This is a genomic window from Amycolatopsis sp. NPDC101161, from assembly GCF_044768185.1.
Classification (GTDB): domain Bacteria; phylum Actinomycetota; class Actinomycetes; order Mycobacteriales; family Pseudonocardiaceae; genus Amycolatopsis.
Genome location: NZ_JBIWPI010000002.1, coordinates 656,326 through 672,525, shown reverse-complemented (window position 1 = coordinate 672,525; position 16,200 = coordinate 656,326). Strand labels below are relative to the sequence as shown.

The window sequence follows — 16,200 nt, the reverse complement described above, 5'->3', positions numbered from 1 at the left end:
CAGAAACCGGCGGTTCGCCCGTTACCCCGGGCGGGCACCCTCGCGGCCGCGGCGCCCCATTAGGCTCCACCCGGACATACAGGACCAACCAGGGGAGCGGTCGTGTCAGCTGGAGGCGGAACCAAGGCGATCATCGCCGCGCTCGGGGCGAACGCCGGGATCGCGGCCGCGAAGTTCGTCGGCTTCCTCGTCACCGGGTCGTCGTCGATGCTCGCGGAGTCCGTGCACTCCCTGGCCGATACCACGAACCAGGGCCTGCTGCTGCTCGGCCAGAAGACGTCGAAGCGCGCCGCCGACCAGGAGCACCCCTTCGGCTACGGCCGGGACCGGTACTTCTACTCCTTCATCGTCGCCCTGATGCTCTTCACCCTCGGCTCCGCGTTCGCGATCTACGAAGGCATCCACAAGATCGGCCACCCGGAGCCCCTCGACTCGCCGATCGTCGCCGTGGTCATCCTCTTGGTCGCGGTCGCCCTGGAGGGCTACAGCTTCTACACTGCCATCGGCGAGTCGAAGAAGATCAAGGGCGACGCGAGCTGGTGGGGCTTCATCCGGCAGGCCAAGGAGCCCGAGCTCCCGGTGGTCCTGCTGGAGGACGCCGGCGCGCTGCTCGGCCTCGTCTTCGCGCTGCTCGGCGTCGGGCTTTCGGTCGTCACGGGCGACCCCGTCTGGGACGGCATCGGCACCCTCGCTATCGGCCTGCTGCTCGGTGTCATCGCGATCATCCTGATCATCGAGATGAAGAGCCTGCTCATCGGCGAAGGCGCCACCGAGCCGGTGCTCGCGACGATCGTCGACGAGCTCGCCGCGGGCAAGGTCGAGCGCGTCATCCACATCCGCACGCAGTACCTCGGCCCGGACGAGCTGCTCGTCGCCGCGAAGCTGGCGATGGTGCCCGGCCTCGACACCGCCCAGCTGGCCATGGCCATCGACGACGCCGAGGCGCGCGTGCGCGCGAAGGTGCCGGTCGCGAAGCTGATCTACCTCGAGCCGGACCTCGACCGCAGCCTCGCGAAGTAGCTTCTCAACGAGCCGTCACGCGGCTGACCCGATAGGGTGACCCACTGCGATACATGCAGGCCAGCCGCAGGAGGTCAACGGTGCCCGGAACGGGTTTGTGGCGCACTAAATCGATCGAACAGTCCATTAAGGACACCGACGAGCCGGACACCAAGCTCCGGCGGAACCTGAGCGCGTGGGACCTCACGGTCTTCGGTGTCGCGGTCGTCATCGGCGCCGGCATCTTCACGCTCACCGCGCGCACGGCCGGTGACTACGCCGGCCCGTCGGTCTCACTGGCGTTCGTCTTCGCCGCGATCGCCTGCGCGCTCGCGGCGTTGTGCTACGCGGAGTTCGCCTCGACCGTGCCGGTCGCGGGCAGCGCGTACACGTTCTCCTACGCCACCTTCGGCGAGTTCATGGCGTGGATCATCGGCTGGGACCTGATCCTGGAGCTCGCCGTTGGCGCGGCCGCGGTGTCCAAAGGCTGGTCGGTCTACCTCGAGACGGTGCTCGGCTACCTCTTCGGCAAGGGCACCAAGACGACGTTCGACATCGGCAGCGTGACCGTCGACTGGGGCGCGCTGCTCGTCGTGGCGATCCTGACGACCCTGCTGGCCGTCGGCACGAAGCTGTCTTCGCGGGTCTCGATGGTGATCACCGGCATCAAGGTCGCCGTCGTGCTGTTCGTGATCATCCTCGGCCTCTTCTACATCAAGGGCGCCAACTACTCGCCGTACATCCCGCCGGGCTCGACCGGCGGCTCGGGCGAGACCGGCGTCGACCAGTCGCTGTTCTCGCTGATCGCGGGCGGCGCGAGCAGCTCGTTCGGCGTCTTCGGCCTGCTGGCCGGTGCCTCGCTGGTGTTCTTCGCGTTCATCGGCTTCGACATCGTCGCGACCACCGCCGAGGAGACGAAGAACCCGCAGAAGGCCGTCCCGCGCGGGATCATGGGCTCGCTGGCGATCGTCACCGTGCTGTACGTCGCGGTCTCGCTGGTGGTCGTCGGCATGACGTCGTACAAGGACCTCGCGACCAAGGCGGGCGACGGCAGCCACAAGACCCTCGCCACGGCGTTCTCCGCGAACGGCGTCGACTGGGCGGCCAACATCATCTCCTTCGGCGCGCTGGCCGGTCTGACCACCGTCGTCATGGTGCTGATGCTCGGCCAGGTCCGGATCATCTACGCGATGTCGCGCGACGGCCTGATGCCGCGCGGCTTGGCCAAGACGGGCGAGCACGGCACGCCCAAGCGCGCGACGCTGATCGTCGGCGGCCTGGTCGCGCTCGCGGCCGGCTTCTTCCCCGCGGACAAGCTCGAAGAGATGGTGAACGTCGGCACGCTGTTCGCGTTCGTGCTGGTCTCGGCGGGCGTGCTGATCCTGCGCCGGACGCGGCCCGACCTGCCCCGCGCGTTCAAGGTGCCGCTGGTGCCGCTGATCCCGATCCTGGCGATCCTCGCGTGCCTGTGGCTGATGCTGAACCTGACGGTGCTGACGTGGCTGCGGTTCGTCGCCTGGATGATCGTGGGCGTGCTGATCTACTTCGCCTACAGCCGGCGGCACTCGCTGCTCGGCAAGCGGCAGGCCGACGGTGTCGACGAGCCCGTCAAGGCCCCGGAGGCGTAGCAACTCACTCGTTCGTGAAGCCCCGTCGACCCGCGTTCGCGCAGGTCGGCGGGGCTTTTTCGCGGGACTTCACATCGGACGATCTTGCTGTTCGTGCTTAAAAGGGGACCCGGTGTAGCGAGGTGAGTGACGTGCGATACCTTTCGATCCTTCGTGGACCACTGACGGGTGAATTACAGCAGCGTGATTCACACGCTCGGTGGCTTCGCGACCCCAGATTTCGCAAGTGTTCTCTCCCCGCCGGTATCAGGAGTTCTGAATGCGCAGACGTACCTTCCGTGGCGCTGTCGCCGTCATGGCGCTGACCACCGCCGCCCTCATCGGCACCGCCGGCTCCGCGCTGGCGTGCGTCCCCGGTGACGACCGTGCCGAAGGCACCGTCGGCAACGCCACCAAGTGCTCCGACATCGGCCTGGGCAAGGCCATCGACGTGAGCGACCAGCTCAAGGTCACCGGTGGCACGCAGAAGGACCAGTACCTGACGGTCGACAGCGTGCCCGAGGGCGTGACGGTCGCCGCGATCGTGGTCAAGGGCGGCAACGAGTACAACACCTACCGCCCGGGCAAGAAGGGCCTCTCCGCCACGCCGCCGTGGGAGAAGCTGCACGCGCCGATGGTCGGCCGGAACTTCCAGAACGTCCCGACCATCAGCCACTGGTTCGCCTGCGGTACCAAGACGGAGACCCCGCCGGAGTCCACCGTCACGACGAAGCCGACCAAGCCGACCGAGACCACGAAGCCGAGCGCTCCGGCCTCCTCGGAGACCACGGTCGCGCCGACCAGCACCACGGGTGCGGCCGTCGTGCCGGCGGGCAACGAGTCCGGCACCGGCGGTGGCCTGGCCAACACCGGTTTCGACAACATGTGGCTCGTCTGGATCGCGGCCCTGCTGATCCTCGGCGGCGGCGGCCTGCTCGCGCTGCTGAAGTTCCGCCGCAAGGCTTCCGAGTGAAGCTGAGCTAGCTCGCGGTCGAAGGCCCCTCGCTCCGGCGAGGGGCCTTCACTGTTTCAGGGGGAAGTCCCCGAAGAGCAGACCCTGCTCACCGCCGGACGGCTTGCCGAGCCCGGCCGCCATCGCGACGGCGTGGTCCCACTCTGCGTCGACGACGTAGTCCTGGTGCTTCAGGACGCCCGGTGCCCAGCGGTGCCGTCCGGTCGGACCGCGCAGCGGGTCCGGCAGCCAGTGGTCGCCGCCGAGGATGAGGACGCCGTTCTCGTCGGCCTTCGCCTTCAGCGGTCCGATGCCGCCTTCGGGCTGGTAGCCGACGCCGTAGAGCTGCCGGTCGGAGACCTCGTGCCGCCACGTCGTCACGCCGCCGCCGAAGATGTCGGTGCCGCGGCAGAGGGCGCGCCACCGGCCGTCCAGGTCGGCGAAGAGCGTCTCGAGCGCTTCCTGGGGGAGCAACGCCGGGAAGGCGCGCTGGTAGCCCCACTGCAGTGGGGAGCCCGCGGTGAGCACGCCGACGCGTTCGAGGTCGGCTTCCGGCAGTTCGGCCGCGAGCCGCGCGGCGGCCATGACCGTCAGCAGGCTGCCGAGGTTGTAGCCGGAAAGCACCACCCGCGTCCCCGGTTCGGCGAGGTGTTCGCGCGTCCGCGCGGCCAGCTCCGGGACGACCTTCAGCGCGTAGCAGGGCGGCACGGTCGGGTGCGCGGCCCGCGGCCAGAAGCAGACGAGGTCGGCCAGCGCGCCGAGGTGCCGGCTGCGCTGCGGTGTCCGCGCGGCCGTGTAGACGACGCGCAGCAGGCCCGCGGCCAGCGCGCCGAGCGCGACCACGCCGATCGCGGACAGCGGGCCGAACCAGCCCGGAACCAGCCCGAACCCGAACCGCAGCACCAGCAGCGCGGCGCCGCCCGCGGACATCGCGCTCGCGACCGCCAGCGCCAGGTGGTGCAGGTGCCGCCGTTCCCACGCCGAGCGCGCCCACGCCGCCGCGGCCTGGGCCTCCTGGCGCTCGTCGTGCTCCATCAGCTCGACGATGGCCGGGATGCCCCGCCGCAGCCGGCGCAGCGGGACGGCGACAGCGAAGCCCAGCACGCCGAGCACCGCGGCCAGCGCCAGCCCGGCGCCCCACAGCACGGTGACCAGCAGGTACGTGTCCGGGACCTTCAGGAGCTCCGCCCCGGAAAGCCGCCGGACGGCTTCGGCGAGCCCCGCGCCGAACCCGCCGCCGAGCAGCCCGGCCAGCGCGAGCACCGGCGCGGCCGCCCAGCCGCCCAGCCAGGGCCGCAGCCGGCGTGGCTTGTGCTGCCAGCCGGGCCGGGCCAGCAGCGCGGCCGGGAGCAGGAACAGCGCGAACAGGACCGTGACGGCGACCAGGGCCGCGCCGAGCCCTTCGACGACGCCGTTCGTCCCCGGCAGCGGGCCGGTGCCGGGCCGCAATCGGACAGCGGCCAGGACGACGAGCACCACGGCCAGCCCGATCACGCCGGGCCGGGCGAACCGCCCGGTGTCGACGCCGATCGCCGCCGCGACGATCGTCGCGACGACCAGCGCCAGCGCCACGATCCAGACCACCAGGTCGAAGCCGTTGCCCGGTACCCGGAACGGCCCGCCGAGCAGCAGCAGGGCGACCGAGACCAGCGCCGCGACCGTGTGCAGGCAGCGCAGCGCCGGCGTCTCCGGGTCGGCGCGCATCCGCAGCGGCCCCTCGGTCAGGTCGCCGTCGGCGTGCACCGCCCAGGTCGCGCTCGAGATCCGGTGCAGGACGAAGATCACGACCAGCAGGGGCAGCAGGCCGACCGCGATCCGCGCGGGCACCGAACGGACGGTGTCGGGGACCGCGGGCAGGCAGCCCGACCCGGGCGCGAGGCACTGGCCGGCGAACAGGTCGAGCGCGATCGTCGCGAGCTGGCCCATCAGCAGCATGGTCAGCAGCAGGGCACCGACGCGCAGCAGGCCGCGGCACACCGCGCCGAGCACGCGGGGGAGGCGGCGGCCCGGCGGGGCCGGCGGCAGCATCCAGAACGCGACGTTGGCGAGGGAGAACGGGAACAGCAGCGCCCAGGTCGCCTTCGCGGCGCCCCCGGACGTCATGCCGCTCCAGAGGTAGCCTTCGAGCGTCCGCGGGATCGACCGGCCCAGCGCCGGCAGCACGGGCCCGGGCGCCGGCCTTCGCAGCCGGTCCGCCGGGCGGATCACGCGGCCCAGCCCGTCGCCGGCGACGTCGACGGTGGAAACCGCGTCGAGCAAGGTCTCGCCGCTGGTGCCGACCAGCCCGGCGACGCGGATTTCGACGACGCGGGTGTCCGGGCCGGGCATGGGCACGGTGAAGGCCTCCTACGCGATCCTAGGGAAGGTCGAGCGGACAACGGTAGTGTTCGGACGTCATCGAGTCTTGGAGGAATCGCCACTATGACCCCCGAAAGCGTTGCCAAGCGGCACCAGACCCGCAACGGCATCGAGTTCGCCGTCGCCGACCTCGAGGCCGCCGAGTTCGGCCGCAAGGAGATCCGCCTCGCCGAGCACGAGATGCCCGGACTGATGGCGCTGCGGCGCGAATACGCGGAGGTCTACCCGCTGCGCGGCGCGCGGGTCTCCGGCTCGCTGCACATGACCGTGCAGACGGCGGTCCTGATCGAGACGCTGGTCGCGCTGGGTGCCGAGGTGCGCTGGGCGTCCTGCAACATCTTCTCGACGCAGGACCACGCGGCGGCCGCGGTCGTCATCGGCCCCCACGGCACGGCCGAGGAGCCCAAGGGCGTCCCGGTCTTCGCGTGGAAGGGCGAGTCGCTCGAGGAGTACTGGTGGTGCACCGAGCGGATGCTCACCTGGGACGGCGAGGGCCCGAACATGATCCTCGACGACGGCGGCGACGCCACCATGCTCGTGCACAAGGGCACCGAGTTCGAGAAGTCGGGCGTCGTGCCGACCCCGGACGAGAACACCTCGGACGAGTTCCGCGTGTTCCTCGAGCTGCTGCGCGACTCGGTCGCGGCCGACACGGGCAAGTGGACGAAGATCGGCGAGGGCATCCGCGGCGTCACCGAGGAGACGACGACCGGCGTCCTGCGGCTCTACCAGCTCGCCGCGGCCGGTGAGCTGCTGTTCCCGGCGATCAACGTCAACGACGCGGTGACGAAGTCGAAGTTCGACAACCGCTACGGCATCCGCCACTCCCTGATCGACGGCATCAACCGCGGCACCGACGTCCTGATCGGCGGCAAGGTCGCGGTGGTCTGCGGCTACGGCGACGTCGGCAAGGGCGCGGCGGAGTCCCTGCGCGGCCAGGGCGCGCGCGTGATCGTCACCGAGATCGACCCGATCTGCGCCCTGCAGGCGGCGATGGACGGCTACCAGGTCCGCACGCTGGAGAACGCGCTCCCGGAGGCCGACATCGTCATCACGACGACCGGCAACAAGGACGTCGTGCTGGTCGAGCACATGGCGAAGATGAAGCACCAGGCGATCCTGGGCAACATCGGCCACTTCGACAACGAGCTCGACATGGCGGGGCTCGGCCGCTACCCGGGCATCCGCCGCATCAACATCAAGCCCCAGGTCGACGAGTGGATCTTCCCGAACGGCAACACGATCATCGTGCTGTCGGAGGGCCGGCTCCTGAACCTGGGCAACGCGACCGGGCACCCGTCGTTCGTGATGTCGAACAGCTTCTCCAACCAGGTGATCGCGCAGATCGAGCTGTTCACCAAGCACGAGGAGTACGACAAGGAGGTCTTCCGGCTGCCCAAGAAGCTGGACGAGAAGGTCGCGAAGATCCACCTCCAGGCGCTCGGCGGTGAGCTGACGAAGCTCACCAAGGAGCAGGCCGAGTACATCGACGTGGACGTCGAAGGACCGTTCAAGCCGGAGCACTACCGGTACTGAGGTTTTAGCTGGTCAGGGCCGCCCCGAAAGTGTTCGGGGCGGCCCTTTTGTTCTGCGTTCTGAACAGTGATAGCACGATCGGGCGACGTGTTATCATGGGGGTGTGAAGCAGTTGATCACGAGGATCGACGACGAGCTGCACGCCCGGCTCAAGGCGAGGGCCGAAGCCGAAGGGCGCAGCATGAACGACCTGGTCACGGAAGCGTTGAGGGGCGTTGTGGCGAAGACCGAAACCGCACTTGAGCGGAGAGACCGCCTGGTGGCGGAAGGCAAGCTGATCACTTTCGAGCCGGAGGGCGAAGCACCTGGTCACGATGTGCTGGAAGAACGCTCGCGTGGCTGGGGCACGGCTGTCAGCGAAGCGCTCGACTGGACCCGGGGGGAATGGTGACTGTCCTCTACGCCGACACGAGCGCCGTGGTCGGGGCCTACCTCACCGACGAGGCCGACCACACCGAGCTTCGAAAGCTCCTGATCGACGGCGGGCACCTCGTGCTCACCAGCGAGCTGACCCGGCTGGAGTGCGCCAGTGCGTTCACCGCGGCCAAGCGAACCGGGCGGATTCCGGATGCCCGCGAGTTCCTGACTCAGTTCGACCGGGACTCGCGGACGATTTTGGGAGTGATCCCGCTGGCCCCGCAGCGGATCTTCGCGGCGGCCCGGCGGCTGGTCACCGAGAACTACCCGGTGCGCACCTTGGACGCGATCCACATCGCCGTCGCGATGCACGACACCGCCGAACTCACCGGCGGCGAACCGGTCACCTTCGTCACCCGCGACGAGCGCCAAGCCGATGCCGCCAAGGCCAACGGATTCGAGGTGCTGTGACCGATCTCTTCGCCGGCATCGCCGTCCGGGACTACGCCGGTGCTCTCGCCTGGTACGAACGCCTCTTCGGCTCCCCGCCCACCTACGTCGTGAGCGATACCGAAGCCCTCTGGGAAGTCTCCCCGCACGGCTCGGTCGTCGTCGAACTGCGGCCGGACCGGGCCGGCCATGCCTTCCACACCCTCTTCGTCGATGACCTCGACGAGCGGATCGGTGCCATCTCCGCGCGCGGCATCGAACCCGCCGATCGCGAGACCTACGGCAACGGTGTGCGCAAGATCATCTATCGCGACCCCGAAGGAAACGAGCTCGGCATCGGCGGGGGACCCGCGTAACCTCGAGCACGTTCTTGGCTTCACGAACCTCACGGCCCGGTGGGTAGTCCGGGCGGTCCGCAAGGGCTCGTTGTCCCGTCCAGGGAAACCGGTGGCGCCAGGCTGATCCGTCATGCCTGGAGGTTCCCGATGCACGGGGTGTTCACGCTGTACCACGACGGCCGGTTCTGGGTCGGCGTCTACGAAATCCACGAAGACGGCCTCGTCCGAGCCGCGCGGTACGTCTTCGGCGCCGAGCCGAACAACCCCGAACTCGCCGCCTTCGCCGCCGGGCGCGACTTCGTCCGGCTCGCCGACGAAGCACGCGAAGCTCCGCCGGTGCCGGTGAGCCAGCGGCCGACCGCTCGTCTCAACGCCAAGCGACTCGCGAAGCTCGCGAAGAAAGCCCAGGATGACGCGGGCATCGGCACGGCTGCCCAGCGCGCGCTGAAGGAAGCCGTCGTCGAGCAGGCCGGGGTCAACAAGGCCGCCCGCAAGCGCCGCGCCGCGGCTGAAGCGGCCCGGCGCCGGATTCTGGCCAAGGCCAAGTCACGCGCCAAGCACCGCGGGCGCTAGCTCAGTTCCACTCCACGGCGACGCCGGCCAACCCTGGGCCGGCGTCGCTGAAGAACGCGCTGCTCACGCCGCCCATGTCGCACGCCAGCTCCTCCGCCACCACCGGCAGGGCGTCGTCGCGCGCCCGCACCTGGCGGGTGCACCGCGCGGGCAGCGCGTTGCGGTCGAACCGGAGCTGGACCAGGTAACTCGCGCACCGGTCGCGCAGCATCCGGTAGTACCCCGGCGACGCCGACCCGGAGTCGTCGCGGACCTCGAAGCAGAACACGTGGATGTCGCCCTCGGCGAGCTTGCGGTCGAACAACAGCTCCGTCGCCATCGTGTCCGCGTCCGGGTTGCGGCGCATCCGCCCCACCCGGCAGCCCTCGTCCGTGATCAGCTCGACGTCGTCGATGCGGCAGCCCGGGTCGCCGTTGTACACCGTGAGGTAGCGGTCCGGTCCGTGCCGACGCGCGCGCGTGACCAGCCGCGTGCGCAGGCTGACCTGGCGGTGCTCCGCGTCGAACGTGATCGTGTCGTGCACCGACAGCAGCTCGAGGTCCGCGTTGTAGTGGTTCGACGACGGGTACGCGCCGAGCTCGGCCAGCAGGTCCTCGACGATCGACCCCATGTCACCGGAACGCAGGTCGTGGAACGACGCCGCCGGCTGGTGGCCGCGGCGGACCAGTCGCGGCCCGATCAGCACCACGAGGGCGTCCGCGGGCAGCTGGAGGACCGATTCCAGGGCCCGGACCGCCGGCAGCGCCTTCGGCACCTCGGGCTGGCGCAGCCCGCGTTGCCAGTAACTCAGCGTGGACTGTCCGATTTGGACCCCGCGCAGCGCGAGGTGCGCGCGCAGCCGCGCGAGCGACAGTCCGCGGTAGGCGATCGCCAGCCTCAGGGCGTGGTGGAACTCGCCGGTGCGGAGCGCCTCGGTCAGCTCTTTCGGCAGCTCGGCGACCGATGCCCGGGTCGTGCGGGCGCCATCGATGATCAGTGGGAGGTTCCCGTCTTGTGCCACCGCTCGTCCCTTCACCCGACCAGTGTGTGCGCTGGGCGTGAACACCGCGGAACGTTCACGTTAGCAGCGTAGGGTGGCAGTGCCGACCCCCGTTCAGGGTGGTTGGCCTCGTTATGGTGACTGTTCCGCGTTCCGGCTGTGCCCCGGAACGGTCCGTTCCGCCGGATGGCGTTCTTGCTCCTTGTGACCGCGTTGTTCACCGTTGTGACCACCGCTGGTTCGCCCACGTTCGAGCAGGAGGCCGTCCGTGCTGGTGAAGTCGAGTCGGGTCCACGCCGTGCTGGCCGTGAGCCTGATGTTGTGCCTGGTCGCGCCGGTCACAGCCGGAGCCGCGCCCGGAGTGCCGTCGACCTACCGGACCCAGATCACCATCCAGGCCCAGCAGCGGACCCAGTGGTGCTGGGCCGCCGCCGGCGCCGCCATCGCGGCCGCCCACGGCGTCGCTGTCGACCAGGCGGAGTTCTGCCGGCTCGCCCACGGCGGGACGAGCCAGGACTGCGCGAACCTGCCCGGCACCCTCGCCGGCCCGCAGCGCGCCTTCGCCGGGCTCGGGTTCGCTTCGCCCGGCCGCTACCTCGACCGCCGCATCTCCTACGCCGACGTCCGGACGCAGACCGCCGCGAACCAGCCGGTCGAGACCCGCGTCGGCTACCGCTCGGGCGGTGGCCACGCGCACGTCCTCTACGGCTACGACACCCGCGGGAACTGGGTGTTCTGGGGTGATCCGGGGCCGGCCAAGCGCTACAACTGGTCGACCTACGGCTACTACACCCACAACTCGTCGTTCACCTGGACGCACACGCTCACCGGGATCGCCCGATGAGCAGGCGAGTGCTGGCGCTCGCCGTGCTGACCGGCGCGGCGCTGCTGATGACGGCTCCGGTGTCAGGCGCGGCCCAGGCCGCCGGCATCAGCAGCGCCGACGCCGTGGCCGCGCACACCGCGGCCGCCGCGCCCGGTCTCCAGGACACGTTGGTGCGGTTCTTCGCGCAGGCCCCGGACGCGCACGGCCCGGTCTCGGTCGAGATCACGCCCGACGCGTACCCGGTCTACGAGCTCTCGCCGGACTTCGTCGCGGGCAAGCCGGGCGCGGCGCCGGGTGACTTCGCCTACTTCGCCGTTCCCGTCCGCGCGTCGGACGGCCGGACCGCGACGCTCTGGACGGTCCGCGGCGACGACGGTGCCTGGCAGGTCGGCAACATCGCGTCTGGCGACATCGAAGGCGGCTACGCCCGCACGCTGCCCGCGGGCGCGCAACTCCTGCACGAGCCGCAGGTCGACGCGTGGTACGCCGTAAGGGACGGCCGGCTCACGTCGCTGTCGGAGCGAACGACCGTTAACGTCGCCGACTACCAGCGCACTGTCTCGCAGCGCTACGCGGACAAGCTCCCCGGCTCGGTCTACGCCCGCGAAGGCGAAGCCGGCGGCTACGACGCCACGTCGCAGGTGATGCCCCGCGGCGACGGCGGCCCGGCGCCGTCCGCGAACGACACCGGCTGGGTGCCGCTGCTGATCCTCGTCGGCGTCCTGGCGGTCAGCGGCGCCGGCTATGTGCTGCACCTGCGGCGGATCTCCGCCTGAAGACGAACCGGCGGGCTCGGCGTCGATCCCCTTCCACCGAGCCCGCCGGTCCACCACCGTTACTGTGACGTCCGTGGGTCGACTGGTGGTCATCGAAGGGCTCGACGGCGCGGGCAAGCGCACGCTCGCCGACGGGCTGACGGCGCAGCTGCGCGCGAAGGGTGCGAGCGTCGCGTCGCTGGCGTTCCCGCGCTACGGCAAGAGCGTGCACGCGGACCTCGTCAAGGAGGCGCTGCACCGCGGACACGGCGATCTCGCCGACTCGGTGTACGGCATGGCCGTGCTCTACGCGCTCGACCGCAGCGGCGCGGCCGACGACATCCGCGCGCTGCGGGACGCGCACGACGTCGTCCTGCTCGACCGCTATGTCGCGTCCAACGCCGCGTACGCGGCCGCGCGGCTGCGGCAGGACGCGGCCGGCGAAGTCGTGAAGTGGGTGTGGGAGCTCGAGGTCGACCGCTTCGGGCTGCCGCGCCCGGACGCGCACCTGCTGCTGCGGGTCGCGCCCGCGGTGGCGGCCGAGCGCGCCGAGCGCCGCGCGGAAGCGGAGACCGACCGCGAGCGCGACGCCTTCGAAACCGACGACGGCCTGCAGCGGCGCTGCGCGGCGGTGTACGACGAGCTGGCGGCGTCGGGCTGGCTGGCGCCGTGGCACGTCCTGGACGGCGTCGCGGGTGTCGACCTCGAAGCCCTCGCGACGACGCTGCTAGGGCAGTAGCCGGGCCGGGTCGAAGCAGGCGATCGGGTACGCCGTCTCGCCGTCGACCACCAGGTCCGCGACGATCTCGCCGATCACCGGGGCGAACTTGAAGCCGTGGCCGGAGAAGCCGCACGCGAGCACCACGCGCTCCTCGTCCGGGTGCGGCGCCACGACGAAGCTCTCGTCGGCCGTGTCGGTGTACATGCAGGTCGCCGCGCGCAGGAACGCGCCCGGCAACGTCGGCAGGTGGCGTTTCACGACGGACGCCATCTCGTGGACCTCGTCGGCGGACACCGTCCGGTCGATGCCGTCCGCGGTGCACGTCCGGCCGCCGGTGTGGAGCGCGACCTTCACGCCGTCCGCCGGCGCGTTGTGCGCCGGGAAGCCGTAGAACGTGTAGCCGTCGCTCTCCCAGAGGTAGACGGGATGCCGCCGGAACGGTTCGGCTCCGCCCGAAGGCGCGAACCAGAACTGCACCTTACGACGTACGGTGAACTCGACGCCGAACCCGCGCAGCAGCTCGCCCGCCCACGCGCCGGGACACAGGACGAGCCTGTCCGCGGTGTAGAAGCTGTGCGACGTCCCGACGCGCACGCCGGCGGCCGTCGCGCTCCACGTGAACACCTTCTCCTCGTGGTGCAGTTCGGCGCCGCACCGCGCGGCGAGCTGCAGGTGCGCGGCGACGCTGCCTTCGGGCGACACCAGCCCGGCGCCCGGCTCGTACAACGCGACCTCGTCGGCGGACGGGGTCATCGTGGGGAACCGGCGCCGGATCTCCCCGGCGTCCAGCAACTCGTGCGGGATGTCGAACGCGCGCGCCGACGCGAGGCTGCCGGTGATCGTCCGCGAACCCGCCGCGCCGACCATGAGGCCGCCGCAGCGCGTGAACAGCCGCCGTCCGCTGTCGCGCTCGAGACCGGCCCACAGTTCGTGCGCGCGCAGCAGGAGCGGCACGTACTCGGGACCCTCGAGGTACGCCTGCCGCGTGATCCGCGAACCGCCGTGGCTCGACCCGCGGTTGTGCACCGGCGCGAACTGGTCGATGCCCAGCACGCGCTGACCGCGGCGCGCGAGCTGGTAAGCCGCCGCGCTGCCCATCCCGCCGAGGCCGAGCACGATCACGTCGTAGTGCGTCATCGCGCCCTCCCGGGCACGCGCGTGCCGAGGTGCTCGACTTCCAGCGGCGTCCCGGGACGGCTGTGCTCCACCGGAAGCCAGGCGAACGCGAAGGCCCGGCCTGTGGTGTGGCCGTAGCCGGCGCTCGTGACGTACCCGGCCGGGCGACCCTCGACGTAGACCGGTTCCTTACCTTGTAAGGCCGAATCGGTCGTCAGGCGTGTCAGCCGCCGGCTCACGGTCGCCGCGGACCGTCCCGCCAGCGCGTCGCGGCCGACGAAGTAGCCCTTGTCCATCCGGACGGCGGCCCCGAGCCCGGCCTCGTAGGGGTCGTGCTCGGCGGTGAAGTCGACACCGGCGACCGGGGTGCCGGCCTCCAGCCGCAGACTGGTTAACGCTTGATAACCCGCGACGGCGATGTCTCGTTCGCGCAGGGTGTCCCACAGGTGCCGGCCCAGATCCGCCGTCGTGTGCAGCTCCCAGCCGGGTTCACCCACAGTGGACAGTCTCAACGCGGCGACCGGGACGTCCCCGACGTACGTCTCCTCGGCCGAGAAGTCCGTTGTGGACAGTTCGGGCAGGACGGTCCCGGAAGCCGGTCCCCACACGCCGACGCAGCACGTGCCGGGCGTGGTCTCGTGGAGCTGCACGGTGCCGTCGCCGGGCAGGTGCCGTCGCAGCCAGGCGAAATCGAGACGCCCGCCCGCACCGACGTGGAACCGTTCGGGACCCAGCCGGGCCACGGTCAGCTGTCCCCGCACGCCACCGTCTTCGCCGAGCAGCAAAGTGGACGTCACCGTGCCCGGCTCCGCCGGATCGCCGGTCGTCATGGCCCGCAGGAACGGCAGCGCGCCGGGACCGGTGACGGCCAGCCGTGGCACGGACGTCAGGTCGAACATCGCGACGCGCTCGCGAGCCGCGCGCGCCTCCGCGCCGATGTCGGACCGGTAGCGCTCAGGCCGCGCCCAGCCGTCCGCCGCGCCGAAGTGCGCGCCCAGCGCGAGCTGCCGCTCGTGGAAGGGGCTCGCCCGGATCGGCTCCGCGGTGACCCGGGCCGACGGCGCGAACCGGGCGAGGTCGCAACCGTGCAGCGCGAGCGCCGGCTGCCCGTCGACGAGCCAGCGCGCCAGCTCGCGCGCGACCCCCGCGGAGTGTTCGGGCCGGACCTCCTCGGCCACCCAGAAGCCGTCGAGGTCCGGGTGCTCGCCGAGCAGCGGCCGTCCGTCCGGGGTGCCGGGGAGCACCACCGTCGTGGTGGTTTCGAAGCCGGCGCCGCGGAGGGCGGGGAGCAGCTCGGCCGCCGCCGTCACGCCGACGCCGAGCCGGTCGACGTGCTCGCGGACGTACATCCCGGAGTCGAGGTGGCGCAGCACGGGCTTGCCCGCCTGCACGTGTTCGTCGTTGTCCCCGGCCAGTTCCGGCAGCGGTGACGTGACCGAGTACTCGTGCGTCCGCGGCACCCGCGGCAGGCTCAAGTCGGCGAGGCCGCCCGCGCACGACACGACGACGTCGGCGCGGTACCGCCCGGCCGCGGTGACGACGCCGGTCACCCGCCCGCCCGAGCGGTCGACCGCCACGACGTCCTCGGTGGCGAACCGGGCGCCCCGGGCTTTCGCCCGCCGGGCCTGCGCTTCCGCCGCGCGCCGTGCGTGCAGCAGACCGTCGCCGGGGACGTGCAGCCCGCCCAGCACCCGGGTTCCGTCGAGGAGCGGGTGCAGGTCGGCGCACTCGTGGGGCGTGCGCAGGTACGCGCGCACGCCCCACGAGGTCGCCCAGCCGTGGTGCCGCTTCAGCTCCGCGAGGGTTTCCGGGGTGGTCGCGAGCTCCAGGCTGCCCACCGGGTTGAAGCACCACTGGCCGTCGAGGCCGGCGTACTTCTCGACGGTGTACTTCGCGAACTCCGTCAGCGTGCGGTCGGCGTCGGTCCGGAACACCAGCCCCGGGTGGTCGTCCGCCTCGCCGCCGCCCAGCACGGTGACGTCGGTCCAGCCGCGCTCGGTCAGCTCGTCGGCCAGCGCGCAGCCGAGCAGGCCGGCGCCGACGACGACCACCCGGGGCCGTCCTGCCATGCGTTCCCTCCGGGCGACGAAGTTGCGTCTTCGGCAACAACGTGCGTGATGCGAGACGCGGTGTCAAGCGCCCGAAGAGGTGCCCGCTCAGGCGCGGGCGAACTCCATGACCCAGTTGGCTTCCCAGGTCTTGCCGCCGTCGGCGGAGAACTCCTGCTCCCAGCGCGGTGTCGCCGTCTCGACGCCCGTCCACGCGTAGTGCACCTTGATCGGCGCGCCTTCGTGGGTGTCGTCGCCGTAGAAGTCGCCGCGGCCGCCGGCGAAGGCGCCGACGACCGGCGGCTGGAGCACCCCGGTCCGGCTGTTGGCCCAGTACAGCGACCACTCCTCGCGCTCGACGTCGAAGAGGCGGAGCGTGCAGCCGCGGCTGCCGAGGGTCGGGAAGACGATCTCGTCCACGTTGCCGCCGCCCTCGAAGAGCGACCAGCAGGTCGAGGTGCCGGGGAAGACGTCCCAGTCGTCGCTGCCGGCGAGCGGCTTGGCGAGCCGCCGGTTGGTCACGGTCCAGGAGCCGATGAAGAAGTCGAAGTCGTTCATGCCGACGATCCTGGGACGCGGCCACTG

The 16,200-nt window shown here is 71.1% G+C and carries 16 protein-coding genes; 11 read left to right on the top strand and 5 right to left on the bottom strand.

Features of this window, described 5'->3' with window-relative positions; all coding sequences use genetic code 11:
- The first annotated feature begins 102 nt into the window (after positions 1–102).
- From ACIRSS_RS14300 to ACIRSS_RS14290, 3 genes are all read left to right on the top strand, one after another.
- Positions 103–1,020, top strand: a complete 918-nt coding sequence (locus ACIRSS_RS14300; RefSeq protein ID WP_400894594.1) for a cation diffusion facilitator family transporter — start codon at positions 103–105, stop codon at positions 1,018–1,020.
- Between the two features lie 80 nt (positions 1,021–1,100).
- Positions 1,101–2,627, top strand: coding sequence for an amino acid permease (locus ACIRSS_RS14295; protein WP_400894592.1), 1,527 nt, complete (start codon positions 1,101–1,103; stop codon positions 2,625–2,627).
- Between the two features lie 259 nt (positions 2,628–2,886).
- On the top strand, positions 2,887–3,579 hold the full coding sequence (locus ACIRSS_RS14290; RefSeq protein WP_400894590.1) for an LPXTG cell wall anchor domain-containing protein: 693 nt from the start codon (positions 2,887–2,889) through the stop codon (positions 3,577–3,579).
- 48 nt (positions 3,580–3,627) lie between these two features.
- On the opposite strand, the gene ACIRSS_RS14285 is transcribed toward ACIRSS_RS14290, so the two are convergent.
- Positions 3,628–5,886 carry a hypothetical protein gene (locus ACIRSS_RS14285; RefSeq protein ID WP_400897456.1) on the bottom strand — a complete coding sequence of 753 codons (2,259 nt, stop codon included), beginning with the start codon at positions 5,884–5,886 and terminating at the stop codon, positions 3,628–3,630.
- A 93-nt stretch (positions 5,887–5,979) separates the two neighbouring features.
- Between ACIRSS_RS14285 and ahcY the strand changes: the two genes are divergently transcribed.
- The 5 genes from ahcY to ACIRSS_RS14260 all read left to right on the top strand — a co-directional run bounded on the left by ahcY (position 5,980) and on the right by ACIRSS_RS14260 (position 9,170).
- Positions 5,980–7,452: an adenosylhomocysteinase gene (gene ahcY, locus ACIRSS_RS14280; protein ID WP_400894588.1), complete on the top strand. Its 1,473-nt coding sequence runs from the start codon at positions 5,980–5,982 to the stop codon at positions 7,450–7,452.
- A 103-nt stretch (positions 7,453–7,555) separates the two neighbouring features.
- Positions 7,556–7,843 (top strand): FitA-like ribbon-helix-helix domain-containing protein, encoded by a 288-nt coding sequence (locus ACIRSS_RS14275; RefSeq protein ID WP_400894586.1) that lies wholly within the window; start codon positions 7,556–7,558, stop codon positions 7,841–7,843.
- Positions 7,837–8,280, top strand: coding sequence for a type II toxin-antitoxin system VapC family toxin (locus ACIRSS_RS14270; protein ID WP_400894584.1), 444 nt, complete (start codon positions 7,837–7,839; stop codon positions 8,278–8,280). Before ACIRSS_RS14275 ends, ACIRSS_RS14270 begins: the two co-directional genes overlap by 7 nt.
- Positions 8,277–8,615: a VOC family protein gene (locus ACIRSS_RS14265; protein WP_400894582.1), complete on the top strand. Its 339-nt coding sequence runs from the start codon at positions 8,277–8,279 to the stop codon at positions 8,613–8,615. The genes ACIRSS_RS14270 and ACIRSS_RS14265 overlap by 4 nt, the downstream gene beginning before the upstream one ends.
- 129 nt (positions 8,616–8,744) lie before the next feature.
- Positions 8,745–9,170, top strand: coding sequence for a YjdF family protein (locus ACIRSS_RS14260; protein WP_400894580.1), 426 nt, complete (start codon positions 8,745–8,747; stop codon positions 9,168–9,170).
- 1 nt (position 9,171) lies between these two features.
- Here the strand turns inward: ACIRSS_RS14260 and ACIRSS_RS14255 are convergent, their stop codons facing one another.
- A complete protein-coding gene (locus ACIRSS_RS14255) occupies positions 9,172–10,170 on the bottom strand; it encodes a hypothetical protein (protein WP_003085563.1) in 999 nt (332 codons plus the stop codon).
- Positions 10,171–10,417: 247 nt separating this feature from the next.
- Between ACIRSS_RS14255 and ACIRSS_RS14250 the strand changes: the two genes are divergently transcribed.
- The 3 genes from ACIRSS_RS14250 to ACIRSS_RS14240 all read left to right on the top strand — a co-directional run bounded on the left by ACIRSS_RS14250 (position 10,418) and on the right by ACIRSS_RS14240 (position 12,469).
- On the top strand, positions 10,418–10,993 hold the full coding sequence (locus ACIRSS_RS14250) for a papain-like cysteine protease family protein (protein WP_400894578.1): 576 nt from the start codon (positions 10,418–10,420) through the stop codon (positions 10,991–10,993).
- Positions 10,990–11,751, top strand: a complete 762-nt coding sequence (locus ACIRSS_RS14245) for a hypothetical protein (RefSeq protein ID WP_400894576.1) — start codon at positions 10,990–10,992, stop codon at positions 11,749–11,751. The genes ACIRSS_RS14250 and ACIRSS_RS14245 overlap by 4 nt, the downstream gene beginning before the upstream one ends.
- A gap of 64 nt (positions 11,752–11,815) precedes the next feature.
- Positions 11,816–12,469, top strand: a complete 654-nt coding sequence (locus tag ACIRSS_RS14240) for a dTMP kinase (protein WP_400894574.1) — start codon at positions 11,816–11,818, stop codon at positions 12,467–12,469.
- Here ACIRSS_RS14240 and solA read toward each other — a convergent pair.
- From solA to ACIRSS_RS14225, 3 genes are all read right to left on the bottom strand, one after another.
- On the bottom strand, positions 12,458–13,588 hold the full coding sequence (gene solA / locus ACIRSS_RS14235; RefSeq protein WP_400894572.1) for an N-methyl-L-tryptophan oxidase: 1,131 nt from the start codon (positions 13,586–13,588) through the stop codon (positions 12,458–12,460). The two genes, ACIRSS_RS14240 and solA, sit on opposite strands and share 12 nt — an antisense overlap.
- Positions 13,585–15,636: an FAD-dependent oxidoreductase gene (locus ACIRSS_RS14230; RefSeq protein WP_400894570.1), complete on the bottom strand. Its 2,052-nt coding sequence runs from the start codon at positions 15,634–15,636 to the stop codon at positions 13,585–13,587. Before ACIRSS_RS14230 ends, solA begins: the two co-directional genes overlap by 4 nt.
- An 87-nt stretch (positions 15,637–15,723) precedes the next feature.
- Positions 15,724–16,173, bottom strand: a complete 450-nt coding sequence (locus ACIRSS_RS14225) for a hypothetical protein (RefSeq protein WP_400894568.1) — start codon at positions 16,171–16,173, stop codon at positions 15,724–15,726.
- Positions 16,174–16,200: the final 27 nt, after the last annotated feature.